Genomic DNA, 24,107 nt, shown 5'->3' with positions numbered 1-24,107 from the left:
CTCAGCCCTTGTGCCACTTCTGGTTCTGCGTGCCGGCGCAGTCCCAGAGCTGAAGCTTCGCGTGGTCCGCGGAGTTCCAGTCCTTGATGTCGATGCACTTGTTCGCCTGCGGGTTCACCAGGTCACCGGCGGCCGACAGCACCCACTGCTGAGCGGCGTTCCCCGAGCAGTTCGCGATCTGGATGGCGGAACCGTTCGCGGTCGAGCCGCCCGCCACGTCCAGGCACTTGGCGTTCTGGGTGCGCAACGTGCCCCCGGTGGCGGTCCACTTCTGCGGGGTCAGGTTGTTGCACGGCCACATCTGCACCTGGACGCCGTCGGCGTAGTTCGCCGCCGGGACGTCGATGCACTTGCCGTTCCAGTCACTGATCAGCGACGTTCCCGAGGATGCGGGCGGCGTGGTCGGAGCCTGGGTCGTGGGCTGCGTAGTGGGCTGCGTGGTGGGCTGCGTGGTCGGGGTGCTGCCACCGCCGCCGCCCGTGAACGGGTTGAGCGTGATGCCGGCCGAGGTGGGAGCGCCGTCGTGCACCAGGGACTCGAAGTTGCCGACGTCGTCGAACGCGAACGCGTACGCCTTGCCGTCGGCCATGTTCTGGTGGACCAGTTTGGCGTACTGATTCGTCGGATTGTTCTTGTAGAAGTCCGCCGCGTTGGTGCTCGGCTGGGTGTCGACGGTCCCCAGCGTGCCCCGGTTGAGCGCCGCGCACAGCGTCCGCGCGATCGGCCCGACGACCTGGTCGTTCGGCGCCCCGAGCGCGCCGTCACAGCCCCACACGTTCGCCGAGCTCGGCTTGCTGAACGAGGCCACCTGCTGCCCCGACGAGTTCGTGAAGTTCATGACGTTGCCCGACGTACGCCCGGAGTACTTGAGGTTCGGCTGATCCCCGAACGGCACGACGGTCAAAGTCCTGCTCGTGTACGCGTTCCACGCACTCGTGATGTACGGGTCCAGATACGTGGTGCTCAGCCCACCGGTGTCGGCCGCCTTACCCGGCGCCAGCACGCGCAGCACCGTACCGTCCGACCGGGTGTAGACCGACCCGGACAGCCCCGCCGACTTCATCCCGTTGATCACATTGGCCCGGCCGTTCGCGACGAGCGTGCCCGTCGAATGGCTACCCTCGGAACCCTTGGTCGACACGGTGTGCGGCACCGCGAACATGTCCACCTGCGAGCTGTTGAGCCAGATCCCGGCATCGTTGTAGGTGAACTCGCTCCAGTCGAACAGGATGTCGCGGTTCGCGTCGCCGCCCGCCCACGGCGCCGGCTGCACGAGACCGTCCGGCGTCAGGAAGAACTTGAGCTTCTGCCCGAACGAGAAGTAGAGCCGCCCGGAGATACCCTTCGGCAACTGCAACGTGCTGGCACCACCGTTGCCCGGCCCGCCGATCGCCACGTCGGGAGCCGCGGACGGCGGGTTCGCCCCGGCGGGCCAGTTCGCGAACGACCCTGCGGCGTTGACATAACCGAGCTTGCCGGTGTTCAGGTTGGTGCCGATCACGTACAGATAGACGGCCTCACCGCGACCGGTCTGGTTACTGACGGAAACGGGCAGCAGCGCGGGACCGGTGGCCGCCGACGCCTGCCCGATCGCGGCATAGGTGCCGCCGGCCACCACCACGGCAAAAGCCGCGGCGATGCCGAGAATCTTCTTCTTCGTACGCACGGGGATGAACCTCAGGGGGAGAGACGGTAAACAAACCTAAGAGCATTCCCACCCTGCGGGTACGCCCGGAGCCCGTCAAGATCGCTCCTCGATCCCTGCCCCTTCGTCCGCCCCGGCCAGCAGCTTCTCGGCCTGCGCGACGCGGTCCATCGCGACGCTGCTCGCCTTGAAGGCCGGCCCGCCGAGCTGCTCGGCGTGCTCCAGTGCCTCGCGCGCGACGGCAGCAGCCCGGTCCGGAATGTTGCGGCAGATGGTGTAGACCCAGGCCAGATAGCCGAGATGGGTCGACTGGAGCTTGTCGTCGCCGAACCGCTGCGCCGCCTGCGACGACAGGGTGAAGACGTCCTCCCAGCCCGGCCAGTACGCCCAGCCGTCGGAGAACCAGTGCAGGGACTCCGCCACGTCGACCACGCGCTGGTCCTCGCCGTCCGCCGCCGCCCCGGCCAGGACGGGCAGCCAGTTGTCAGCCTCCGCACGCAGCCACTCGTCGGCGGCGGCCTGCGAGTCGAACGGCGTGGACGCCGCCGGTCCGTACCCGGGCTCGAAGAACCGCCCCGCCACGATCGTGGTGTCCAGCAGCCAGGCGTCCCGGCGCTGCACGGCGCCGACCCGGTCGCCCGCGTCGTCCTCGCGCTCCAGCACCGCCGTCGCGTAGAGGCGCAGCAGGTCGTGCATCTGGAACCGGCCGTCCGGCGTCTGCTGGAGCAGGCTCAGCTCGATCAGCTCGTCGAGGGCGTCCTCCGTCACCACCGGCGTCTCCCCCACCAGCACCGCGGCGAGCTCCACCCCGGTCGACGCACCCGGCACGAGCGCGAGCCGCCGGAACAACCTCCGGGTGGCCCCGGACAGCTGCTGGTAGGACAGGCCGATCGCCGCCCGCACCTGCAGGTCACCCGCCGTCAGCGCGTCCAGCCGCCGCTCCTGCGCGCTCAGCCGGGCGATCAGGTCGCCGGTCGTCCACCCCGGCCGGTTCGCCAGCCGGTTCCCCGCGATCCGCAACGCCAGCGGCGTGTGGGCACACAACTCGGCGATCCGGCGCAGACCGTCCTCCGGGGCCGCCTGGTCGTCGACGATCGACGCGAGCAGGGCCACCGCCTCGGTGGCGGGCAGCCGATCCAGCGACACCCACCGGACGCCCTCGAGGCCACCGAGCACGCTGCGGCTCGTCACCAGGACCGTCACCCGGTTGCCGGTCCGGAGCAGCACCGGCCGCACCTGCGCCTCGTCGGCGGCGTTGTCCAGGACGACAACCATGCGCCGGTCCCCGGCCACGTCCGCCCACCGCGCACTCAGCTCCTCGAGCTCCGCGGGCAGGGCGCCCTCCCCCGGCGCGACCGCCCGGATCAACCGGCCCAGCGCCGCCTCCGCCGTCACCGGGACCGCGTCCAGCCCTCGCATGTCGACGAAGAACCGGTCCGCGGCATCCCACGCCTGAGCGGCCTTCACCGCGAACGACGTCTTCCCGACGCCCGGCACGCCACTGATCACCACGACCGGGCTCTCCCGCGCCGACCAGTCCGCGACCTGCGCGAGCTCCACGCCGCGACCGGTGAAGTCAGCCATCCACCGGGGCAACGGCAGCCCGCCCACCGGCGCCGGCGCGTCCCGGCGGGTGCGGGCCGCGAGCAGCAGCGCCCGATCCGCGCCGCTCAGCCCGAGCCCGTCGGCCAGTGCCGCGGCCGTCCGGGCCTGCGGCCGCAGGCTGACCCCGCGTTCCATGTCGCTGATCGCCCGGCTGGTGACCCCGGAGAGCTCCGCGAGCCGCTCCAGCGTCAGATCGGCGGCAACCCGCAACCGCCGCAGGACCGCCCCGAAGGACCCGTCGTCCGCCACACCGATCTCCCCACCCCGCCCCGGCAACCGGGAAAGCCTCGCACAACCGCGGCGCGAGTCCTCGACGGCGACACCCTCGTTCCCCTTGTGCCGGATTCGTCCGGGAAGGGAGCTGCCGCGGGCCGGGGGTGGTCCGACAGCGAGGGGGCACAGCGGTGGACGGGGCGATGGCGGCGGCCGGGGCGGCGGGGCTGGCGTGGGGTGGATCGGACTTCCTTGCCGGGGTCTGCGCCCGGCGGCTGCCCGTGCGTGCGGTCCTGGTCGGCGCCAAGGTCGCGGGCATGGTGATCGCCCTGCTCTATCTGGCCGACCGGAGCCAGGCGCTGCCCGGTGGCGCCCGGGTCCTGGTGGGCGCCGCCGTGGCCGGGATGATCGGCATACCGGCGATGGGGCTGCTCTACCGGGCGATGCGGGACCATTCACTCACGGTCGTCGCACCGGTGGCGGCGAGCGCGGCGCTGGTGCCGCTGGGGTGGGGGCTGACGCACGGAGAACACTTCGGCCTGCCCGAAGCGACCGGCACGGTGGCCGCCCTCGCCGCTGTCGTGCTGACGAGCAGGCCCGGCGAGTCGCAGACCGGCCGGACCGCCGGCCTCCGCTCGTCACTCGCGGCGGTGGGCGCGGCTCTGGGCTTCGGTACCTATTTCGTGCTGCTCCACGAGGCCGCACCGGATGATCCGTACGCCGCCACGGCCTATGCCCGCATCACCGGCGGCGTCGTCGCCCTGCTGCTCGTCATGTGCCGCCCGGCGTGGTCCGGGGCGTTGCGGGGGCGTCCGGGCTCACCCTCGACGAGCTGGTTCCTGCTCCCCGCCGCCGTGGGTGCGCTGGACACGATCGGCGACGCGACGTTCGCCGTCTCCGCCGCGGCCGGCGCGCTCGGCGCGGCCGCGATGCTCGCCTCGATGTACCCGGCGGTGACCGTGTTGCTCAACGTCGGGGTCCTCGGGGAGCCCCTCCCCCGCGTCCACCTGGCGGGCGTGCTCAGCGCCCTGGTCGCCCTGGCCTGCTTCGCCGCCTGACTGCCCGGATCAGCCCTCGTCGCGGAGCGGGGGCCGGGCGGGGCGGCGTTTCGGGGGGCGGACGGTGAGGTAGAGCAGGACGGCGGCGGTGAGCAGGAGGACGGGGACCAGCCAGACCCAGACGCTGGTGGCGTTCGCGGGCTTGGCGGCGGCCTGTGGTGGTGTTGACGGGCCGGCGGCGGCGAGGAGTTCGGGTTGGGGCTGGTCGGCCGGCGCTTGCCAGTTCGGCGGTGCGGGGGTCGGGCTTCCGGCGTACACAAAGCGGATCTGGCCTTTGACCTGGTCACCGTCGGAAGCGACGGTCTGGTAGCCGACGACGTAGGTGCCGGGGACCGGCCAGTGACTCACGGTGACCCGGACGGGGAAGCCGGTGCGGTAGGCCTGCGGCTGCCAGACACCATCGGTGAGCTGGTACTCGGTGACCGGGGTGGTGAGCGGGACCGGTTCGGCGTTCGACCAGCCGCCGTCGACCCGGGCACCCGTGGGTGCCGTGACCGTGAAGTAGGCGAACGTCGCGGGTTTCTCGGTGAAGGTCAGCGTGACCGCGTCGAGCGGGGTGCTGACCTGCTGGCCCTCGGCGGGGGTGGTGACGACCAGGCCACCGTGTGCCAGCGCGGGTCCGGGCGCCAGCAACAGGGCGACGAGCAGCAACGGGGAGACGAGCAGACCGGCCACGATAACGGCGAACCAGCGTCCCATCGAAGGAGCTTAGCCGTCACACCGCTCGGAGCGGAGCCCCCACCTCATGGAGATAGCTCAATGCCTGACGGTACGACTCGACGAGGCTCGTCGATTCGTAGGTGACGCCCATCCGCTCGCAGTACGCCCGGACGATCGGCTGCGCCTTGCGCAGGTTCGGGGTCGGCATCGCGGGGAACAGGTGGTGCTCGATCTGGTAGTTCAGGCCACCGAGCGCGGCGTCGGTCAGGAACCCGCCGTTGACGTTGCGCGAGGTCAGGACCTGTTTGCGCAGGTAGTCCTCGTCGCCGTCCGGGTGCGGCATGCCCTTGTGGTTCGGGGCGAACGTCATGCCCAGGTAGACCCCGAACACCGCGTGGTGCAGCAGGAAGAACGCGAGCGCCTGCAGCGGCGACAGCACGACGAGCAGCGCGGCGACGTACGCGACGAGGTGCAGCGCCATCAGGCCGGCTTCCAGGCCACGCTTCTTCATCCCGGGGCGGGCCAGCGCCTTGATGCTGGACACCCGCAGGTCGATGCTGAGCAGCGTGAGCAGCGGGAAGAACAGGCCCGCCTGGTGCCGGGTGATGAACGCCGCCAGGCCGCGGCGGCCCAGGGCGGAGCTGGTCGCCCAGATCAGGACCTCCGGCTGCACGTCCGGGTCGAGGTCGTCATGGTTGGGGTTGTTGTGGTGGCGGGTGTGCTTGTCCATCCACCAGCCGTAACTCATCCCGACGGCGACGTTCGCGGCGATCCGCCCGGCGCGCTCGCTCGGCGCCTTCGTGCGGAACACCTGCCGGTGCGCGAGGTCGTGGGCGATCAGCGCGACCTGCGAGAACACCACTCCCAGGAACGCCGCGACCGCGAGCGTCCACCAGGACGAGCCGATCAGGAAGAACGCGGCCCAGCCGCCGACGAGCATGGCAGCGACCACACCGATGCGTACGGCGTAGTAGGCCGGTCGCCGTTCGAGCAGTCCCGCTTCGGCGATGGTCCTGTTCAGGGCGGCGAAATCGCTGGCCGCCGGCCTGCTCGGTCGCTGCACAGCTGTCGTCGTCATACCCTCAAGGATCTCGCGACCGCCGGGGCAGGGTCAGGAGTGCTAGCACCCCCCGCAGCTGTGAAGTCGCTGCGAACCTTTCGGCCGCCCCGCGCGTCCAGAAGACATGACGAGAACGAGGACAGCCCATGGCGCGCGGTGACGCGGAGTTCGCCGAGTTCGCGGGGGCGAGCTTCCAGCGCCTGCGCCGCGCCGCGTATCTGCTGACCGGCAACAGCCAGCAGGCCGAGGACGCCGCGCAGACCGCGCTCGTGAAGACGTACGCGGCCTGGCGGCGGGTGCAGCGGCAGGACCCGTACGCGTACACCCGCCGGATCATGGTCAACCACCTGAAGGACCAGTGGCGCCGCCCGATCCGGGAGGACGCCCACGAGCTGGAACGCCTCCCCGACCGGGCGTCGGAGCAGGACCTCGCCGGCGACATCACCGAGCAGCGCTGGCTGCTGGCCGCGCTGGCGAAACTCGCGGACCGCGAACGCGCCGTGGTCGTGCTCCGGCACTACTTCGACCTCAGCGAACGCGACGTCGCGGCGGAGCTCGACATCGCCGTCGGCACCGTGAAGAGCCTCAACGCCCGCGCGCTGGCCAAGCTGCGGATCAGCCTCGACACCGAACCCGTAATGAACGGAGTGACGTCATGAACGATCTCGACACCTTCCGGACCGCCCTGCACGGCGACGAGGACGGCCGCCCGCCCGCGCTGGACGACATCATGAGCGCGGGCCGCAAGCTGCGTCTCAAGCGCCGCGCCGCGATCGCGACCGTCGCGGCGGCGGCCCTCGTGGTCACCGGCGGCGTGACCGCGACGACCTGGCAGGCGCAGGCGCCCCCTGCCCAGACGGGAGCCCCGGCCGCGAGCGCCTGGCCCACGCCGTCGGCCTCCGCCGCCCCGGACGGCTACTGGGGCCTGCCCGTCGACACCGGCATCCGCCAGCGCAACTCCAAGATCAAGATCAATGCGTTCCACAACGACAACCCGGCATACCCGGACATCGAGTTCGGCATCCGCGTCTGCGCCGCCACCCCCACCGACGCGCAGGCCTTCTGCGACAACACGTTCGACGAGGAGGCCCCGGACAACAGCCCCGGCTTCCACGCCATCGGCCTGCCGTCCTCGTCCGAGAACGTCAACCTCCCGATGTACGGCTACTACGTCGGCCCCGCCACCACGATCACCGTCAAGTCCCGCGGCAAGGTCCGCACGGCGAAGACGGCGACCTGGAGCGAGGACCCGAACGTCGTCTTCTTCTGGTTCCCCCTCGACCAGGTCTACCTCCAGGCTGACAAGAACGACCCGATGTACAAGCTCGGCAAGGTCACCAAGAACGAGCTCCCGGACACCAGCGACTGGACCGCCTACGACGCGGCCGGCGCCGAACTCCCGGTCGGCAAGCCCTTCGTCATCGGCTGACACCAGGATGCGCCGCGCCCCTCTGCTCGTCAGGCGGGGCGCGGTGCCGCAGCCAGGTCGATCACGAAGCGGTACTTCACGTCGTTGCCCCGGAGCCGGTCCAGCGCCGGCCGGCCACGAGGACCATCGGCGACACGTCAAAACCGCTGGGCAGCCCGAGGGAGACCAGGGCCCCGTCGAACGCGAGCGTCCGCATCACCGGCGTCTTCGGGTAGCCCGCCGAGACGGTGTCGAGCAGCAGGTCGAACGTGTCCGCCCGCTCGGCCGGCTGCGCGTCGTCGGTGGAGAGCACCACGTCGTGGGCGCCCAGGGCGTACGCATCGTCGATCTTGGTCTTGGACGTGGTGAACGCCGATCCGCCGCGGGTCACCGACTATGCGTACTACGGCAGCAAGGACGGGCTCTTCGACGCCGTGTTCGACGCGGTCGTGGTGCAGACGCTCAGCGACGTGCCGCTCGACGTCGAGGATCTGCCGGAGTACGCCGCCCGCCTCTACGACCAGCACCTCGTCACCGTGGTGCTGGCACTGAGCAGATCCGGCGTCACCGAGGGGCTCGATGACGCATCGGCAGCAGCCGCTCACCGAGAGGTCATCAAGGGCTCGATCGCGGCCCTGACCAGCACATATTCACGTAGATGGCCGTCGAGTTGATCGGCTTGAATGGCAGGGCTAGCGTGGCGCGAAGCATCGATACGTTCATCGAACGAGGAGAACGCTTTGCGTCGCAGAAAAGTAGGGTTGCTCGCCGGTGCCGCCACCGTGGTGGTTGCCGCCGGGATTGCGATGTTCGGCATCGGGCCGGCCAACGCGATCGCCAACGGTGAGGCCGTGCAGGACGGCAAGTACCGGTTCTCGGTCAAGCTGACGATGACCGGCATCCCCGTGCTCGGGGGCGGCACCCGCAACAGCGCCTGTTCCGGTGCCCTGATCGCGCCCGACTGGGTGGTCACGGCCGGGCACTGCTTCCGGGACGAGAACAGCGTGCGCGTCGAGCGGCCGGTTGCGGCGTCGACCGTGGCGACCGTCGGGCGTACCGATCTGACGACGGGGACCGGTGGTCACGACCTCGAGATCGTGGCGGTCCGGCAGTCGGCCACGGCCGATGTGGCGCTCGCGCAGCTGGCGTCGCCGATCACGGACATCAAGCCGCTCAAGGTCTCCAAGCGTGCCCCGGAGGCAGGCGACGTGCTGCGCCTCACCGGGTACGGCTCGCTGACCAGCACCAACCCGGTTCCGGCCACACATCTGCAGACCGGGCAGCTCGAGGTGGAGTCGCTGCAGGAGTCGACCCTGGGCGTGCGGGGGCTGGCCCCGCAGGCCGACACGACGCCCTGCCCCTACGACTCGGGTGGCCCGTTCTTCCGCGAGCCGCGCTGGCGGGGCCCGGAGCTGGTCGCGGTCGTGAGCAACGGGCCGAGCTGCCCGCACACCGAGATCGAGAGCCCGGCCCGGACCGACAACATCGCCGACTGGATCCTGGACATCGTCAACGCCTGATCCCCGGTGGTCGCCGCCGCGTCGTCGGGCGGCGACCACCGTCAGGGATCACGGCTTCAGTACGACCTTGATGCAGCCGTCCGACTTGTTCTTGAACATCTCGTACGCGTCCGGCGCGCCCTCCAGCGGCACACGATGCGTGACCAGGTCGTCCACGCCGAGCGGGTCGTCGTCACCGGTGAGCAGCGGCAGGACGTCGTCGACCCAGCGCTTCACGTGGGCCTGGCCCATGCGCAGCGTCACGCCCTTGTCGAAGAGATCCATCATCGGGAACGGGTCGGCATTGCCGCCGTACACGCCGATGATCGAGATCGTGCCGGCGCGGCGGACCGCGTCGAACGCCGTCCGCAGGGCACCCATCCGGTCGACGCCGAACTTCTCGGTGGCCTTGCGGGCGATCGCGTCGGGGAGCATTCCCGCTGCCTTCATCGCCGCCGACTGGAACGGCGTCCCGTGGGCCTCCATGCCGACCGCCTCGATGACGCTGTCCGCGCCGCGCCCCGCCGTCTGGTCGCGGATCGCCGCCGGGATGTCATCCACCTCGTCGAAGTTCAGCACCTCGATGCCGTGGCGCTGGGCCATCGCGAGCCGCTCCGGGACGTTGTCGATCGCGATCACGCGGCCGGCGCCGAGGTGGCGGGCGATCCGGGCGCTCATCTGGCCGATCGGCCCGAGACCGGTGACGACCACCGTGTCACCGGGCGCGATGTCCGCGAACTTCGCCGCCTGCCATGAGGTGGTCAGCACGTCGGACAGGAACAGGTAGCGCTCGTCGGGGTGGCCGTCCGGCACCTTGATCGGGCCGAACTGGGCCTGCGGGACGCGCAGGAACTCGGCCTGGCCGCCCGGCACCTGGCCGTAGAGCTTGGAGAAGCCGAACAGCGAGGCGCCCGTACCCTGCGACCGGTTCTGGGTGGTCTCGCACTGGGCGAACAGCCCGCGGGTGCACATCCAGCAGTGGCCGCAGGAGATGTTGAACGGGATCACCACCCGGTCGCCGGCCCTGATGTGGGTGACCCCGGGGCCGACCTCCTCGACGATACCCATCGGCTCGTGACCGAGGACGTCACCGGCGTCGAGATACATGCCGAGGACGTCGTACAGGTGCAGGTCGGAGCCGCAGATCGCGGTCGACGTGATCCGCACGATCGCGTCCGTCGGTTCTTCGATAACCGGGTCCGGCACGGTTTCCACGGACACCTTGGTAGTTCCTTGCCACGTCAGAGCTCGCATTTGTTCGGGATGCCCGGGCGCCCGCAGATTATTCATCGATGTTTCAGGTGCTTCACCAAGGGCACCCGACCATCGTTCATGGTTTCCATTATGTGATCGAGGTTGTGCATGGCTGCGAAGAAGAACACCCCGGCTCCGTCCCCCGCCGCTCTCGATCCCGCGGAAACCAGCCCGGTGAGCAAGGCCCTTGCCCCTGAGCAAGGACTGCAGAACGGCGCCTTCCTGACCACCGCCGAGGGGCTGCGGTTGTCGGACACGGATCATTCCCTGAAAGCCGGGCCGCGGGGGCCTTCGCTGCTCGAGGACTTCCACCTGCGCGAAAAGATCACCCATTTTGACCACGAGCGCATTCCGGAGCGGGTCGTGCACGCCCGCGGTGCCGCCGCGCACGGAGTTTTCCGAGCGTACGGCAGTGCCGGATCGGTGACGAAGGCGCCTTTCCTGGCCGAACAGGGCCGCGAGACACCGGTATTCGTCCGCTTCTCCACGGCGCTCGGCTCCCGCGGATCGGCGGACACCGTTCGCGACACCCGCGGTTTCTCCGTGAAGTTCTACACTGCCGAGGGAAACGTCGACCTGGTCGGCAACAACATGCCCGTCTTCTTCATTCAGGACGGCATCAAGTTCCCGGACATCATCCACGCCGGAAAACCGCACCCGGATCGGGAGATCCCGCAGGCGCAGAGCGCGCACGACAGTTTCTGGGACTTCGTCTCCCTGCACACCGAGGCCACCCACCACGTCATGTGGGCGATGTCCGACCGGGGTATTCCGCGTTCCTACCGGACGATGGAAGGCTTCGGTGTCCACACCTTCCGGCTGGTCGACGCCGAGGGCGCTACGAGTCTGGTGAAATTCCACTGGAAGCCCGTGGCCGGGGTGCATTCCCTGGTCTGGGAGGAAGCCCAGCTGGCGGCGGGCACCGACCCGGACTTCCACCGCCGGGACATGGCCGACGCGATCGACGCCGGAGCGTTCCTCGAGTACGAGCTCGGCATCCAGGTGATGCCGGACAGCGACGACGAGACGTTCGAGGGCATCGACCTGCTCGACCCCACGAAGATCGTCCCCGAGGAGCTGGCACCGGTCCAGCTGATCGGCCGGCTCACGCTGAACCGCAACCCGGACAACTACTTCGCCGAGACCGAGCAGGTCGCGTTTCACACCGGCCACCTGGTCCCCGGCATCGAGGTCACCAACGACCCGCTGATGCAGGCGCGGCTGTTCTCCTACCTCGACACCCAGCTCACCCGGCTCGGCGGCCCCAACTTCGCCCAGCTGCCGATCAACCGGTCGCACGCCCCGGTCAACGACAACCTGCGCGACGGCATGCACCAGAGCGTCATCCACCGCGGCGTCGCGCCGTACCTGCCCAACAGCCTGGCCGGTGACGAGGGCCCCGAGCCCGCCACCGAACCGCAGGGCGGCTACGTCCAGGTCCCGCGGCTCGTCCACGGCGAGAAGGTGCGCGCCAACCCGGTCTCGTTCGACGACCACTTCTCGCAGGCCACGCTGTTCTACGCGAGCATGAGCCCGGTGGAGAAGCTGCACATCGTCGAGGCCTTCACGTTCGAGCTCGGCAAGGTCTACGAGCAGCCGATCCGGGAACGCGCCCTGGGCGTGCTCGCCAACGTCGACGCCGACCTGTGCGAGCAAGTCGCCGCGGGTCTCGGCATGCCGGCACCGGTCGGCAAGCCGGCCGACGACGTGCAGCCGTCCCCGGCACTGTCGCAGATCTCCCCGGTCCCCGGTCCCATCGCCGGCCGGGTCATCGGCATCGTCGCCGCCCCGGGCGCCGACCTGGCGGGCATCGGCAAGATCCGCAAGGCGTTCGAGGCCAAGGGCGCGTTCGTCCGCGTCATCGCCCCGGTCGGTGGCACGCTCGGCAAGGGCGCCCGCACCGAGATCATCGAGCGGACGCTGCTCACCACCCGCTCGGTGGAGTACGACGCGATCCTCATCGCGGGCGGCGCCGGCGCACTGGCCGACATCAAGTTGACGGTGCTGCTGCAGGAGGCCTTCCGGCACGCCAAGGCCATCGGTGCCTGGGGCGACGGCGAGCAGGCCCTGCTCACGGCGGGCATCGACACGACCGCGCCGGGCATCCTGCTCAGCGACGGGGTGTCGAGCGCGTACACCAAGGATCTGATCAAGGCCGTCGGCCTGCACCGGGCCTGGGACCGCGCCGCCCTGGTGATGTCCTCCGCCGGCCCGGCGGCTTAAGCAACCGCGGCGTGGGGGTCAGCTCTGGCCCCCACGCCGGAACTCCAGAGCTGCGTAGAGGTCCCGCGGCGGTGGCGCTCCTGGCAGCGGCGTCGTGTTGGACGCGGCGCAGGCCTGGAGCAGGTAGCCGATCAGCCGGTCCTGCGCGGTGGCGAGAGCCGGGCTCTGAGTGCGCATCACTCCCCCGGTGGCCAGCAGGATCAGCGGCAGGTCGTGCGGGGAGAAGTCGGCCCGCAGCGCCCCGGCGGCCTTGGCCCTGCGGACGAGCCGGATGAACTCCCGCAGCCCGCGCTGGCGCTGCGCCTCGAGCAGCTCGGCGCCGGTGAACATCGTGGTCAGGACCTGCGCGAAGCCGCGGTCGCGCTGCGGGATCCGGCAGACGTACCCGATGAACCCGCAGAAACCGGCCCACGGATCGGAATCCGCCGCCGCCCTGGTGGCCGTGTCCGCGTAGTCCGTCATCGCCGCCCCGAACGTCGCCTCGACGAGGTCGGCGCGAGCCGGGAAGTTGCGGATCAGCGTGGCGATCCCCACGCCGGCGCGACGTGCGACTTCGCTCATCGGCACGTCGATGCCCGCCTCGCCGAACACCTCGGCGGCCGCCGCCAGCACCCGCTCCCGGTTGCGGACCGCATCGGCCCGAGGCTGCCGTGACATGACCCACACCCCTTAACTGGAAGCCCTCTTCCGGATACTGTTGCGGAAGACCCCTTCCACTTTAGGACCGATCATGTCAGTTGTAGAAATCGGTGTCGCCAGCCTGGCCGACCGTCAGCCGCGCACGGTCGACGGCACCACCGTCACCGAAGCCGCCCGCACGGCCCAGATCATCGAGCTGGGCGTCCAAGCGGACGAACTCGGCCTCGACGTCTTCGGGCTCGGCGAGCACCACAGCCGCGACTTCGTCGTCTCGTCACCCGTGCCCGTGCTGGCCGCCGTCGCGGCCCGCACCGCCCGGATCCGGCTGACCAGCGGCGTGACCGTGCTGAGCGCGCTCGACCCCGTCCGCGTGCACCAGGACTTCGCCACCCTCGACCTCATCAGCGGCGGCCGCGCGGAGATCACCGTGGGCCGCAGTGCGTACCCGGAGCCGTTCGCGCTGTTCGGGGTCGACATCAACGACTACAACGAGGTGTTCACCGAGAAGCTGGACCTGCTGCTGCGCCTGCGCGACGAACCGGAGATCACCTGGAGCGGCACCCACCGCCCGCCGCTGACCCGGGCCGCCGTGGTGCCGCGTGGCGTGCAAGCGGCGTTGCCCGTATGGATCGGCGCCGGCGGGACCCCGGCCAGCGCCGCCCGCGCCGGGCTGCTGGGCCTGCCGCTGATCCTCGGCTACCTCGGCGGCTCCCCGGAGCACCTCCGCGGGCTGGTGGACCTCTACCGCGCGGCCGGCGCACGGGCCGGGCACGCCGATCGGCTGCGGGTGGGCGTCGCGGCGCACTACTTCGGTGCGGAAACGCAGGCGGAGGCCGCGTCGACGTACCCGAACTATCACGACTTCCTGCGGCCCAAGCACCCCGGAGGCGGCGGTTTCGTCGTCACCCCGCAGGCCTTCACCGACGGCACCGGCCCCGACCGGCCCCTGATGATCGGTACGCCCGGCCACGTCATCGACAAGCTCGTCCACCTGCACAAGGTGCTCGGCTACGACCGCCTGCAACTCCTCGCCGACTGGGGCGGTCTCCCGGCCCCGCTGGTCGAGGCCTCCGTGCACCGCCTGGGCACGGAGATCGCCCCCGCCCTGCGCGAAACGCTCAGTTGAGTTTCGCGCGGAATTCCTTGAGCGTGAGCTGGCCGGCGTTGTGCCCGTCGACGGGGAAGATCGCGATGTCCGCGTCGTCCTCCTCGAGCTGCGGCAGCCACTCCTTCAGGAACTCGTCCACGGGAATCGCGATCGGGTGCTCCCCCGGCTCGGCGTCCTCCTCGTTCTCCAGCTGGGCCACGGTGGCATAGGGCCAGATCGGCAGCAGGGTCGTGCGCCGCGCGTCCTCGGTGAACAGGGTGTCGAACTCGTCCCCCCACACCCACAGCACACCCTTGCCGGCGAGCACGTCGAACGTCGCGGCCACCCGGTCGTCCCCGCCCAGCGCGCGCAGCCGTTCCGCTTCGCCCCGCGAGATGTCATCCCGTGCCACGTGACCTCCGATAACCGCCCACCGATGTACGGCTGCGATCGTATCGGCCCGCCCACCATGAACGGCAGGCGGCGCTCCCCGGCCGTGGTCAGCGGGCGGCCCACTTCTCCAGGCCGGCGGCGTCGATCGGCAGGGCTCCGGAGAGAACGTCATGCCCGGTCGCGGTCACCAGGAGGTCGTCCTCGATGCGTACGCCGATGCCGCGCAGCTCCGGTGGCAGCGTCTCGTCGTGGGCGTGGAAGTACAGGCCGGGCTCGACGGTCAGCACCATGCCGGACCGGAGCGGCGCGCCCTGGTACTGGTCGTAGTTCGACGAGCCGCAATCGTGCACGTCGAGGCCGAGGTGGTGACCGATGCCGCAGACGATGTAGCGGCGGTGCTCCTGGCCCCGCGGTGCGAGTGCCTCGTCCACCGAGACCGGCAGCAGGCCCCAGTCGTGCAGGCCGCGGGCGAGGACCTCCAGGGAGGCGAAGTGGAAGTCGGAGAACAGACCGCCGGGGCGCACCTGGTCCATACCCGCCCGGTGGGAGGCCTCGACCAGATCGTGCACCTGCCGCTGAACGGGTGAGAAGGCGCCGCCCACCGGGATCGTCCGGGTCACGTCGGCGGTGTAGAGCGACCTCGCCTCCACGCCCATGTCGAGCAGCAACGTCTCACCGGGCCGGACCGGGCCGTCGCAGCGGACCCAGTGCAGGATCGGGGCGTGGTCACCGGAGCCGACGATCGTGCTGTAGCCGGGGCCGTTGCCGAACGTCCGCGCGTACCTGTCGAAGGTGCCCTGCAGCCAGCGCTCCCCCAGCCCGTCGGCGACCGCGCGCGGCACCTCGTCGGCCACGGCCGCGAACCCCGCGACGGTGTGGTCGATCGCCTCGCGCAGCTGGGCGATCTCCCAGTCGTCCTTGATCATGCGCAGGTCGGCGACGACCCGCTGCAGATCGGCGTCGGGCGAGGGGTCGGGCGTCCTGAGCGCCGAGCGGGGCCGGACCGGCAGATCAAGGGCCGCCGACCACGCGTCGAGGCCCGCGGACGGCCCCACCCACAGCTCGCCGTGCGCCGCGCTCGCGTAGAAGTCGCGCTCCCCGGGCCCTGCCGGTGCGGGCAGGTAGAGCACCGCGTCGTGGCCGCCCGGTGCCGGTGTCATGACCAGCACCGACCCTTCGACCTGACACGACGTCGCCCATACGAAGTCGCTGTCCGCGCGGAACGGGTGGTCCGCGTCACCGTTGCGGGGCCGGGCCTGCCCGGCTGCCAGGACCAGGGTCTGGCCGGGCAGTGCGGCGCTGAGCCGGGCCCGGTGCGCGGCAGCAGCCCGCGCCGCGGCCGGATCGACCGGGGCGGGGACGTCGCGTTCGGCCCAGCCCTGGCCGATGCGGGCCAGGAAGCCGGGGCTGTCGTCGGCCAGCCACGGAGGCTTCGTCCCGGCCCACGGCGGGGTGCTCAACTCGGTCATCGCTTCGCCTCCAGGAGCTCGACGCGTTCCATCAGAACACGGGCGGCGACGCGGGTGCCACCAGGAATCGGCCGTCCCTCACCGGGGCAGCGGGGGCAGTGCCGGCGTGTCGAGCCACTCCTTGAACAGCCCGTCGAGGGGTTCGCGGGAGAAGCGCTGCGCGTGTGCCCGGAAGTCCTCGCTGGTCACCGTCGCGTGCTGGTGCTCGGCCACCCAGGCGCGGACCATCGGGAAGAACGAGCCGGCGCCGACCTTCTTGCGCAGGGCGTGCAGGGTGAGCGCGCCGCGCTTGTAGACGGCCGGGTCGAACATCGCGTCGACGCCCGGGTCCACCACCCGGATGCCGGCCGCGCTGACCGCGAGGTAGCCGTGCCACTGGGCCGCGAGGGTGTCCGCCGGGAGACCACCGCTGACCTCGGACCACAGCCATTCCGCGTACGTCGCGAAGCCCTCGTTGAGCCAGATGTGACGCCAGTCCGCGACCGTGAGGCTGTTGCCGAACCACTGATGCGCCAGCTCGTGCACGACCAGCCGCTCGTGGGTGCGCTTCCCGTCGATGTGGTTGGCGCCGAAGATGGCCATCCCCTGCGCCTCGATCGGGTCGTCGAGCTCGTCGTCGGCCACCACGAGCACGTACTCCTTGAAGGGGTACGGCCCGAAGTAGCGCTGCATCGTCGCCATGATCTCGTCGTGCCGGCCGAGGTCGTAGGCGGCGCCCGCGCGCAACCTCGGCGGGATGGCGGCGCGCTGCTTGATCGGGCCGGGCGCGGCGAGCTCCATCATCTCGTAACGTCCGATCTGGACGCTCATCAGATAGGGCGACGTGGGTTCGCGGCGCTCATAGACCCAGCTGGTCGCGCCCGCACCACGCCATTTCGAGACAAGATCACCGGTCACCAGCACGGCGTACGCGGAAGCGACCGTCAACGCCACCCGATACGTCGCCTTGGCCGCGGGCTGGTCGTCGCACGGGAACCACGACGGTGCCCCGTTCGGCTGGCTCGCGACGAGCACGCCGTCGGTCAGCTCGTCCCACCCGATGTCACCCCACCGGCCGGAAATGGGCAGCGGCGTCCCCGAATACCGGATGTCGACGCGGAACGTGTCGCCGTCGTCGATCGGGCGCTGGGGCTTGATGAAAAGCTTGTGGCCGCGCTGGAGGTGCTTCGCCGGCCACCCGTCCACCCGCACGTCCTGCACCCGGAAACGCCCGAGATCGAGCGAGAACCGGGACAGCGCCTGACCGGCCACGGCGGTGATGGTCGCCTTGCCGCCGAGCCGGTTGGACGTGATCCGGTATTCCAGGTCCAGGTCGTAGTGCTCCACCCGGTACCCGCCGTTGCCGTGCTCCGGCAGGTACGAGTCCTGCGAGTGGTCCGCCCCCGGCTTGGCACCCCGCGGACCAGGTAACTTAGGCGTCATGCCGAGTCACCTTCGGCATGCCCTTCTGGCCCTCGCCGCTGCGGGCCGTCGCCGGCTGCAGGCAGGCGTGGCTCGGTGCAGTCGGTCATGCCGACTCACCTTCGGCATGCCCTTCTGGCCCTCGCCGCTGCGGGCCGTCGCCGGCTGCAGGCAGGCGTGGCTCGGTGCAGTCGGTCATGCCTGACCGGCCGGGGCCGACCAGGTCGCGATCGGGTTACCCAGCCAGCGGCTGTCCTGGGGGACCGCGTCGCCGCGGGTGACCAGGGAACCGGGGCCGACGGTGGTGCGTGCGCCGATGCTCGCGCCGGGCAGCACGATGCTGTGCGGGCCGAGGGCGGCACCGGCGCCCAGGGTCACCTCGTCCATGCTCATGACACGATCATGGAACAAGTGGGTCTGAATCACACAACCGCGGTTCACGGTTGCCCCGTCGCCCAGGCTGACAAGATCATATTCGGGCAGCCAGTACGTCTCCAGCCAGACGCCCCGGCCGATCTTCGCGCCGAGCGTGCGCAGCCAGGCGGGGAGCAGCGGCGTGCCGGTCGCGAAGCGGACCAGCCACGGCACGCCGAGCACCTCGACGAACGTGTCGGCGAGCTCGTTGCGCCACACGAACGAGGTCCAGAGCGCGTGGTCGACGACCCGGAACCGCCCGATCAGCAGCCACTTGGCGGCCGTCGAGACAGCGCCGGCGACGAGCGCGGCGGCGAACATCACCGGGCCGGCGGCGAGCGCGGCGGCCCACCCACCGGCGCTGTGCCACACGACGTCGAGCGTCGCGAGGACGAGCACGGCGAGGGCCGCGGCGAGCATCACCGGGGCGATCCGGCACAGCTCGATCGCCGCGCGGGCCAGCTTCAGCCGCAGCGGCGGGTCGAACGTCCGGCTGGTGTCGGCGGCCTCGACCGTGCGGCGCAGCGGCATCGGCGGGGCACCGAGCCACGACGAGCCCTTCTTCGCCTTGCGGGGTGCCGACGAGAGCACCCCGACCAGGCTGCGCTTGGGCACCGAGCGGCCCGGGGCGGTCATGCCCGAGTTGCCGAGGAACGCCTGCTTGCCGATGCGGGCCGGGGCGACCCGCAGCCAGCCGTGGTTGAGCTCGTACGTGGCGACCATGGTGTCGTCGGCCAGGAACGCGCCGTCGGCGACCGTGGTCATGGCGGGCACCGCGAGCACGGTCGACGCCTCGACGCCACGACCGACCTCGGCGCCGAGCAGCCGCAGCCACACCGGTGTGAACAGGCTGGCGTAGAGCGGGAACAACCCGACGCGGGCCATGCCCATCAGCCGCTCGGTGGCCCACACCTGCCAGGCCACGCGGCCCTGGACGGGGTGGTAGCCCTCGCGCAGCCCGATGCTGAGCAGCCGGACGGCGACCAGCACGATCACGGCGTACGCCAGGAAATAAGCGACGGCCGCGACCGGGATCACCCAGGCGATCTCCGCGCTCAGCCCGTCCGAGAGGGTCCAGCCGAGCAGGGCGAGCCCCGGCAGGGCGGCGAGAACGGACACCAGGCCCAGCAGCTGCGCGGTCGTCCCGTAGGCAGCGGCCCAGTAGCCGGACCGCAGCTTCGACGAGGCCACGCGGGGCTCGGGCCAGTCGCCGTGACTCTTCCCGGCGCGCACGGCGCCGGAGACGGTGGTGCCGGCGGAGACCCAGGCGTTCTTGCCGACCCGGGCGCCGGGCATGAGGGTGCTGCGCGCGCCGACCCGGGCGCCGGCGCCGATGCGGATCTTGCCGATGTGCACGACGTCGCCGTCGACCCAGTACCCGGAGAGGTCGACCTCGGGCTCGATGGCGGCGCCGCGGCCGAGTTTCAGCGCGCCCGTGACCGGCGGCGCGGAGTGCAGGTCGACGTCGGGGCTGATCTGCGCCCCGAGCGCCCGCGCATAGGTGATCATCCAGGACGCGCCGGCGACGCTGGTCGCACCGGTCAGGTCGGCGAACCGCTCGGCGGCCCAGAGCCGCAGGTGGACGCCGCCACCGCGCGGGTAGTCACCGGTGCCCACGCCGCGCAGCAGCAGCCGGGCCGCCCCGGCCGCGAGACCGATCCGCCCGGGCGCGCTGAACAGCACCAGCCAGCCGGCCGCGATCCACCACCAGGAGACCGGCGGCGCCCACGGCGCGGGCCCGATCAGGGCGGCGATCTTGCCGAGCCCGGCCAGCAAGGTCAGCCAGCGCAGCCCGACGAGCACGAGCATCGGCAGCAGCAGCAGGCCCTGGATGAGCCCGGCCCGCCTGGGCGTCGGCCGGACGTCGCGGCGGACCGCCGCCGTGGTGTCGAGCCCTTCGAGCACCGCGGCGAGGCCGGACAGGCTCGGGTTCTGGTAGATGTCGGCGACCGACACCTGCGGGTGGCTGGCACGGATCCACGCCACGAGCTGCGCGGCGGTGAGGCTGCCGCCGCCGTGGGTGAAGAAGTCGGCGTCCGCCTCGGCGGGACGCAGGCCGAGGATCTCCTCCCAGCCGCCGGCGAGCCACTCCTCGGTCGCCGTCAGCTCGGCGGCGCCGTCCTTGGCGGTCGCGAGCGGCCACGGGAGGGCGTTCCGGTCGACCTTGCCGGACGTCCGGGTGGGAAGCTCGTCGACCACGGCCAGCAACGGCACGAGAGCGGCCGGGAGCTGCTCCCGCAGTTGCGTCGCGGCAACGGTCGTGTCGAACTCGGCGCCCTCACGAACCACGACATAGCCGACCAGGAGCTGGTTGCCCGCGGCGGTCTTCTTCACGGCGGCGGCCGCACCGGCGACCCCGGGAAGTGCCTGCAGCGCGGCGTCGACCTCGCCCAGCTCGATCCGGCGCCCGCCAAGCTTGACCTGCTCGTCCCCGCGCCCGACGAACAGCAGGCCCTCGGGCTCCGCGCGCACGATGTCACCGCTGCGGTAGGCCCGCTGCCAGCCCAGCGAGTCGAGCGGCGCGAACTTCTCCGCGTCCTTGGCGGCGTCGAGGTAGCGGGCGAGTCCCACCCCGCCGATCACCAGCTCGCCCGTCCCGCCCATCGCCACCGGCTCACCGGCCGCGTCGACCACGGCAAGCTCCCAGCCGAGCAGCGGCAGCCCGATGCGCACGGGCCCCTCACCGGTCAGCCGGGCGCCGCAGGCCACCACGGTCGCCTCGGTCGGCCCGTAGGTGTTCCAGACCTCGCGTCCCTCGACAGCCAGTCGCTCGGCGAGCTCCGGTGGGCAGGCCTCACCACCGAAGATCAGCAGGCGTACGTCATCGAGCGCCTCGACGGGCCACAGCGCGGCGAGCGTGGGCACGGTCGACACGACGGTGATGCCCTGACCGGCGAGCCACGGACCGAGATCGACACCGCTGCGCACGAGCGAACGGGCCGCCGGCACGAGACAGGCACCGTGCCGCCACGCCAGCCACATCTCTTCACAGGACGCGTCGAACGCCACGGACAGCCCCGCCAGCACCCGGTCGGCCGGCCCGATCGGCTCGGCGTCGTCACCGCTCAGGAACAGCTGCGCCTCGGCATCCACGAACGCGGCCGCCGAGCCGTGCGTGACGGCGACGCCCTTCGGCGTGCCGGTCGAGCCGGACGTGAAGATGATCCAGGCGTCGTCACCGGGCCCGGGACGCCCCGGCTCCCCCACGGGCTCGCGCCGCATCGAGACGGTCAGGCCGTCACCCAGCACCGCGGCGACATCGGCCTCGCCGAAGACGAGCTCAGCACGCTCCTCGGGATCATCGGCGTCGACCGGCACATAGGCCGCACCCGCCGCGAGCACCCCGAGGATCGCAAGATAAAGATCAACGGACCCGGAGGACACGCGTACGCCGACCCGGTCGCCGACCCCGATGCCGTGCCCGGCCAGCCTGCCGCGCAGCACGTCGACCTCGTCGGCCAGCTGACGGTAGGTCAGCATCCGGGTGCCGTCGTCGATGGCGGCGGCGTGGGAGTGCTCGCGCGTGGTCTCGTCGAGAACATCGAGCAGGGAGCGGCGCACCGGCGCCGAGTCGGTGCGAAACACTGCCGGGGCGAGCGACGCCTCGGCAATAGAAGGAAGTGTGACCAACCGCAGATCAGTCGTCACAGTCACCAGGCGCGCTCCATCTCCAGCTCACGGTCCAGGGCAACCGTCCACGCTACGTCCCCATCGGCGCAAGCGACGGGGACATTTCGGATTCGTGTCCGACAACACACCCCCGGCGGATCCTGCGGCGAGCACCGGAACAGCGGCCCCACCGGTCGCTAAAGGGTTTGTGACCCGGCCGGCGTGCCGGGCAGCATTGCCTGATGACCGGCTTCGACGTACGCGCGATCGACCTGAGAGCCCTCAACTCGCTCACCAAGTACCCGTCCATCCCCACCTACCACCGGCTCGACCCGCGCAACGGCAACCTCGTCGAGCCCGCCACCGCGTTCGACGGCCCGGTCATCGCCACCGAGAAGGTCGACGGCACCAACTCGCGGATCATCGTGCTGCCCGACGGCACCTACCTGCTCGGGTCGCGCGAAGAGCTGCTCTACGCGAAGGGCGACCTCATCGGCAACCCTTCGCAGGGCATCGTCGAGAACCTCAGGCCGCTGGCCGATCGGCTACCGGCAGGCGACCGGGCCCGGGTCTACTACCTCGAGTTGTACGGCGCCAAGATCGGTGGTCAGGCCAAGCAGTACAGCACCCGGGGCGCGGTCGGCTGGCGGCTGTTCGACGTGGCCGTCGTCGACGATCTGGCCGCACGGCTGGCGTGGCCCCCGCAGCAGATCTCGGCGTGGCGGGAAGGTGGCGGCCAGACGTACCTCGCCGAGCACGAACTGCAGCCGGCCGCCGACGCCGCCGGGGTGGACCTCACACCGCGCCTGTTCACGATCGACGCGGCCGAGCTGCCCACCGACATCGAGAAGATGCACGGCTTCCTCGGCGAGCGGCTGCCCCGCACGCTGGTCGCCCTGGACGACTCGGGGCAGGGCCGCGCGGAGGGCATCGTGCTGCGCGGCCCGGACCGGTCGGTGATCGCGAAGGCGCGGTTCCAGGACTATGACCGTACGCTGCGCCGCCGCTCGCATTAGTTCGTTATCATCTATTTCCGACGGCGGTGGACCAAGGGGGCACGCGGTGGTGCTCGACTCCGAACGAGGCAGGGCAGGGCGGGACAGGGCCGGGCGGGACAGGGCCGACCGGTCCGCTGAGGATCGGTTCGCCGCCGAGCTGCGGCACTGGCGTCACACGCAGCGTATGACCCAGGAGGGCCTGGCCGAGGCATCCGGCCTGAGCGTCCGAGGCATCCGCAGCCTGGAACGGGGCCAGGTCCGCGCACCCCGCCGCCGCACGGTCGCCCTGCTGGCCGAGGCCCTGCGCCTGAACGACGGCGACCGCGAGGGCTTCCTGACCCTCGCCATCGACCCTCCTCCCGCCGCCCCCGCACCGGGCCACCACGCCGGGGTCCTGGTCCCTCACGAACTCCCTCCCGCGATCAACGACCTGACCGGCCGCACCGCCGAACTGGCCCACCTGGCAGCACTCTCCGGCGCGGCGGCCACCGGAGGCGACACCGGTCCAACCGTCGTCGTCCTGCACGGCCTCGCGGGCGTCGGCAAGACCACCCTTGCGGTCGCCTCCGGCCACCGGCTGAGAGAGCGCTTCCCCGACGGCCAGATCTACATAGACCTCAGCGGGACGGCCCCTGCAACCCTTGCAGCCACCGACCCGGCGCCGGCATTCGAACAGACGGTCACTCTCGGGCGGATCCTGCGGTCACTGGGGGTGCCGGACAGCCGGATCCCGCGGTCAGCGGCGGAACGTACCGCGCTCTACCGCACGGTGACGCAGGGCCGGCACCTGCTCGTGGTGTTTGACAACGCTGTCAGCGAACGCCAGGTGCGCCCACTGCTCCCGTCCGCTCCGGGCTGTCTGGTCCTGATCACCGCATGCCGCCCGCTCACCGGCCTCGAAGCGGTCGAAAGGCTGGCGCTCCCCATGCTGGATCACGAGGCCGGCGTCCGCCTGCTGCAGATCATCATCGGCCCGCGGGCCACGGCGGAGGCCGGCGCGACCGCTGAGCTGGCCCGGCTCTGCGGTTACCTGCCACTCGCGCTGCGCATCGCCGGGAACAGGCTCGCGAGTCGCCCGTCGTGGAGCGTGGCACGAATCGTGGGGCAGCTTCGCGACGAGGACAGGCGGCTCGGTGCACTGACCGCGGGCGATCAGGGCGTACGCGAAGCCTTCTCCGTCTCCCACGCCCAGCTCGCGCCGGCAACGGCCCTCGTGTTCCGCCACTGCGCCGCGATCGCCCACGCGGACTTCGACGTGACACGGGCCGCCGCAGCCGCGGGGCTGAGCGAACCGGACACGGACGCGGCACTGGAGGAACTCGTCGACGCCGGGCTGCTGCTGACCGTCGGCCGCCGGTACCGCTTCCACGACCTGGTCGCCCTCTACGCCGCCGAGCGTCTCCGGCGCGAGCACCAGAGGGGCCCTGCCGGGGCCCTGTCCAACCGGGGCCCTGTCTGACCGGACGCCAGGG

Annotated in this window: 20 protein-coding genes; 9 read left to right on the top strand and 11 right to left on the bottom strand. The window is 71.2% G+C overall.

Going from position 1 to position 24,107, the window contains the following annotated elements:
- Position 1: 1 nt before the first annotated feature.
- Both Aco04nite_RS16520 and Aco04nite_RS16515 read right to left on the bottom strand, forming a co-directional pair.
- Positions 2–1,666, bottom strand: coding sequence for a beta-1,3-glucanase family protein (locus Aco04nite_RS16520; RefSeq protein ID WP_212998098.1), 1,665 nt, complete (start codon positions 1,664–1,666; stop codon positions 2–4).
- A 75-nt stretch (positions 1,667–1,741) separates the two neighbouring features.
- Positions 1,742–3,499, bottom strand: a complete 1,758-nt coding sequence (locus Aco04nite_RS16515; protein ID WP_212998097.1) for an XRE family transcriptional regulator — start codon at positions 3,497–3,499, stop codon at positions 1,742–1,744.
- Positions 3,500–3,654: 155 nt separating this feature from the next.
- Between Aco04nite_RS16515 and Aco04nite_RS16510 the strand changes: the two genes are divergently transcribed.
- A complete protein-coding gene (locus tag Aco04nite_RS16510) occupies positions 3,655–4,521 on the top strand; it encodes an EamA family transporter (protein ID WP_244876044.1) in 867 nt (288 codons plus the stop codon).
- A gap of 9 nt (positions 4,522–4,530) precedes the next feature.
- Here Aco04nite_RS16510 and Aco04nite_RS16505 read toward each other — a convergent pair whose 3' ends face one another.
- Positions 4,531–5,220 (bottom strand): copper resistance CopC family protein, encoded by a 690-nt coding sequence (locus Aco04nite_RS16505; protein ID WP_212998096.1) that lies wholly within the window; start codon positions 5,218–5,220, stop codon positions 4,531–4,533.
- Positions 5,221–5,236: 16 nt separating this feature from the next.
- On the bottom strand, positions 5,237–6,259 hold the full coding sequence (locus Aco04nite_RS16500; RefSeq protein WP_212998095.1) for a fatty acid desaturase family protein: 1,023 nt from the start codon (positions 6,257–6,259) through the stop codon (positions 5,237–5,239).
- A 128-nt stretch (positions 6,260–6,387) separates the two neighbouring features.
- On the opposite strand from Aco04nite_RS16500, the gene Aco04nite_RS16495 reads away from it, so the two are divergent.
- The gene (locus Aco04nite_RS16495) at positions 6,388–6,900 is read left to right on the top strand and encodes a SigE family RNA polymerase sigma factor (RefSeq protein WP_212998094.1); all 513 of its coding nucleotides are present in this window, start codon (positions 6,388–6,390) and stop codon (positions 6,898–6,900) included.
- Positions 6,897–7,670 carry a hypothetical protein gene (locus tag Aco04nite_RS16490; RefSeq protein WP_212998093.1) on the top strand — a complete coding sequence of 258 codons (774 nt, stop codon included), beginning with the start codon at positions 6,897–6,899 and terminating at the stop codon, positions 7,668–7,670. Before Aco04nite_RS16495 ends, Aco04nite_RS16490 begins: the two co-directional genes overlap by 4 nt.
- Positions 7,671–7,746: 76 nt before the next feature.
- Here the strand turns inward: Aco04nite_RS16490 and Aco04nite_RS16485 are convergent, their stop codons facing one another.
- Positions 7,747–8,040, bottom strand: a complete 294-nt coding sequence (locus Aco04nite_RS16485; protein WP_212998092.1) for an MDR/zinc-dependent alcohol dehydrogenase-like family protein — start codon at positions 8,038–8,040, stop codon at positions 7,747–7,749.
- On the opposite strand from Aco04nite_RS16485, the gene Aco04nite_RS16480 reads away from it, so the two are divergent.
- The gene (locus Aco04nite_RS16480) at positions 8,012–8,323 is read left to right on the top strand and encodes a hypothetical protein (RefSeq protein ID WP_212998091.1); all 312 of its coding nucleotides are present in this window, start codon (positions 8,012–8,014) and stop codon (positions 8,321–8,323) included. The genes Aco04nite_RS16485 and Aco04nite_RS16480 overlap by 29 nt on opposite strands.
- Before the next feature lie 66 nt (positions 8,324–8,389).
- Positions 8,390–9,169, top strand: a complete 780-nt coding sequence (locus Aco04nite_RS16475) for a S1 family peptidase (RefSeq protein WP_244876043.1) — start codon at positions 8,390–8,392, stop codon at positions 9,167–9,169.
- 48 nt (positions 9,170–9,217) lie between these two features.
- On the opposite strand, the gene Aco04nite_RS16470 is transcribed toward Aco04nite_RS16475, so the two are convergent.
- Positions 9,218–10,402 carry a zinc-dependent alcohol dehydrogenase gene (locus Aco04nite_RS16470; protein WP_212998090.1) on the bottom strand — a complete coding sequence of 395 codons (1,185 nt, stop codon included), beginning with the start codon at positions 10,400–10,402 and terminating at the stop codon, positions 9,218–9,220.
- 108 nt (positions 10,403–10,510) lie between these two features.
- Here Aco04nite_RS16470 and Aco04nite_RS16465 point away from each other — a divergent pair, with 108 nt between their 5' ends.
- On the top strand, positions 10,511–12,625 hold the full coding sequence (locus tag Aco04nite_RS16465) for a catalase (RefSeq protein ID WP_212998089.1): 2,115 nt from the start codon (positions 10,511–10,513) through the stop codon (positions 12,623–12,625).
- A gap of 18 nt (positions 12,626–12,643) precedes the next feature.
- Here Aco04nite_RS16465 and Aco04nite_RS16460 read toward each other — a convergent pair whose 3' ends face one another.
- Entirely contained in the window at positions 12,644–13,282 is a 639-nt protein-coding gene (locus Aco04nite_RS16460) for a TetR/AcrR family transcriptional regulator (RefSeq protein WP_212998088.1), read from the bottom strand.
- A gap of 73 nt (positions 13,283–13,355) precedes the next feature.
- Between Aco04nite_RS16460 and Aco04nite_RS16455 the strand changes: the two genes are divergently transcribed.
- Positions 13,356–14,390 carry an LLM class flavin-dependent oxidoreductase gene (locus tag Aco04nite_RS16455; RefSeq protein ID WP_212998087.1) on the top strand — a complete coding sequence of 345 codons (1,035 nt, stop codon included), beginning with the start codon at positions 13,356–13,358 and terminating at the stop codon, positions 14,388–14,390.
- Here Aco04nite_RS16455 and Aco04nite_RS16450 read toward each other — a convergent pair.
- The 4 genes from Aco04nite_RS16450 to Aco04nite_RS16435 all read right to left on the bottom strand — a co-directional run bounded on the left by Aco04nite_RS16450 (position 14,383) and on the right by Aco04nite_RS16435 (position 21,682).
- A complete protein-coding gene (locus Aco04nite_RS16450) occupies positions 14,383–14,763 on the bottom strand; it encodes a DUF2750 domain-containing protein (protein WP_212998086.1) in 381 nt (126 codons plus the stop codon). The two genes, Aco04nite_RS16455 and Aco04nite_RS16450, sit on opposite strands and share 8 nt — an antisense overlap.
- 88 nt (positions 14,764–14,851) lie before the next feature.
- Positions 14,852–16,213 carry an aminopeptidase P family protein gene (locus tag Aco04nite_RS16445; RefSeq protein WP_212998085.1) on the bottom strand — a complete coding sequence of 454 codons (1,362 nt, stop codon included), beginning with the start codon at positions 16,211–16,213 and terminating at the stop codon, positions 14,852–14,854.
- A gap of 78 nt (positions 16,214–16,291) precedes the next feature.
- Positions 16,292–17,635 (bottom strand): M1 family metallopeptidase, encoded by a 1,344-nt coding sequence (locus Aco04nite_RS16440; RefSeq protein WP_212998084.1) that lies wholly within the window; start codon positions 17,633–17,635, stop codon positions 16,292–16,294.
- A gap of 174 nt (positions 17,636–17,809) precedes the next feature.
- On the bottom strand, positions 17,810–21,682 hold the full coding sequence (locus Aco04nite_RS16435; protein WP_212998083.1) for a Pls/PosA family non-ribosomal peptide synthetase: 3,873 nt from the start codon (positions 21,680–21,682) through the stop codon (positions 17,810–17,812).
- Positions 21,683–21,879: 197 nt separating this feature from the next.
- On the opposite strand from Aco04nite_RS16435, the gene Aco04nite_RS16430 reads away from it, so the two are divergent.
- Together Aco04nite_RS16430 and Aco04nite_RS16425 are read left to right on the top strand one after the other, a co-directional pair.
- Positions 21,880–22,653 carry an RNA ligase family protein gene (locus Aco04nite_RS16430; protein WP_212998082.1) on the top strand — a complete coding sequence of 258 codons (774 nt, stop codon included), beginning with the start codon at positions 21,880–21,882 and terminating at the stop codon, positions 22,651–22,653.
- A 46-nt stretch (positions 22,654–22,699) separates the two neighbouring features.
- Positions 22,700–24,094, top strand: a complete 1,395-nt coding sequence (locus Aco04nite_RS16425) for an XRE family transcriptional regulator (protein ID WP_212998081.1) — start codon at positions 22,700–22,702, stop codon at positions 24,092–24,094.
- Positions 24,095–24,107 lie beyond the last annotated feature (13 nt).

Source organism: Winogradskya consettensis (assembly GCF_018332715.1).
In the GTDB taxonomy this organism is placed as follows: Bacteria; Actinomycetota; Actinomycetes; order Mycobacteriales; family Micromonosporaceae; genus Actinoplanes; species Actinoplanes consettensis.
This window is presented reverse-complemented; position numbering and strand designations above follow the sequence as displayed.

What these genes read in the sequence shown, in the direction of transcription:
- Aco04nite_RS16490 (WP_212998093.1), top strand. Translation starts at nt 6,897, where the DNA reads ATGAACGATCTCGACACCTTCCGGACCGCCCTGCACGGCGACGAGGAC.
- Aco04nite_RS16430 (WP_212998082.1), top strand. Translation starts at nt 21,880, where the DNA reads ATGACCGGCTTCGACGTACGCGCGATCGACCTGAGAGCCCTCAACTCG.
- Aco04nite_RS16445 (WP_212998085.1), bottom strand. Translation starts at nt 16,213, where the DNA reads ATGACCGAGTTGAGCACCCCGCCGTGGGCCGGGACGAAGCCTCCGTGG.
- Aco04nite_RS16505 (WP_212998096.1), bottom strand. Translation starts at nt 5,220, where the DNA reads ATGGGACGCTGGTTCGCCGTTATCGTGGCCGGTCTGCTCGTCTCCCCG.
- Aco04nite_RS16470 (WP_212998090.1), bottom strand. Translation starts at nt 10,402, where the DNA reads ATGCGAGCTCTGACGTGGCAAGGAACTACCAAGGTGTCCGTGGAAACC.
- Aco04nite_RS16495 (WP_212998094.1), top strand. Translation starts at nt 6,388, where the DNA reads ATGGCGCGCGGTGACGCGGAGTTCGCCGAGTTCGCGGGGGCGAGCTTC.
- Aco04nite_RS16440 (WP_212998084.1), bottom strand. Translation starts at nt 17,635, where the DNA reads ATGACGCCTAAGTTACCTGGTCCGCGGGGTGCCAAGCCGGGGGCGGAC.
- Aco04nite_RS16500 (WP_212998095.1), bottom strand. Translation starts at nt 6,259, where the DNA reads ATGACGACGACAGCTGTGCAGCGACCGAGCAGGCCGGCGGCCAGCGAT.
- Aco04nite_RS16465 (WP_212998089.1), top strand. Translation starts at nt 10,511, where the DNA reads ATGGCTGCGAAGAAGAACACCCCGGCTCCGTCCCCCGCCGCTCTCGAT.
- Aco04nite_RS16460 (WP_212998088.1), bottom strand. Translation starts at nt 13,282, where the DNA reads ATGTCACGGCAGCCTCGGGCCGATGCGGTCCGCAACCGGGAGCGGGTG.
- Aco04nite_RS16455 (WP_212998087.1), top strand. Translation starts at nt 13,356, where the DNA reads ATGTCAGTTGTAGAAATCGGTGTCGCCAGCCTGGCCGACCGTCAGCCG.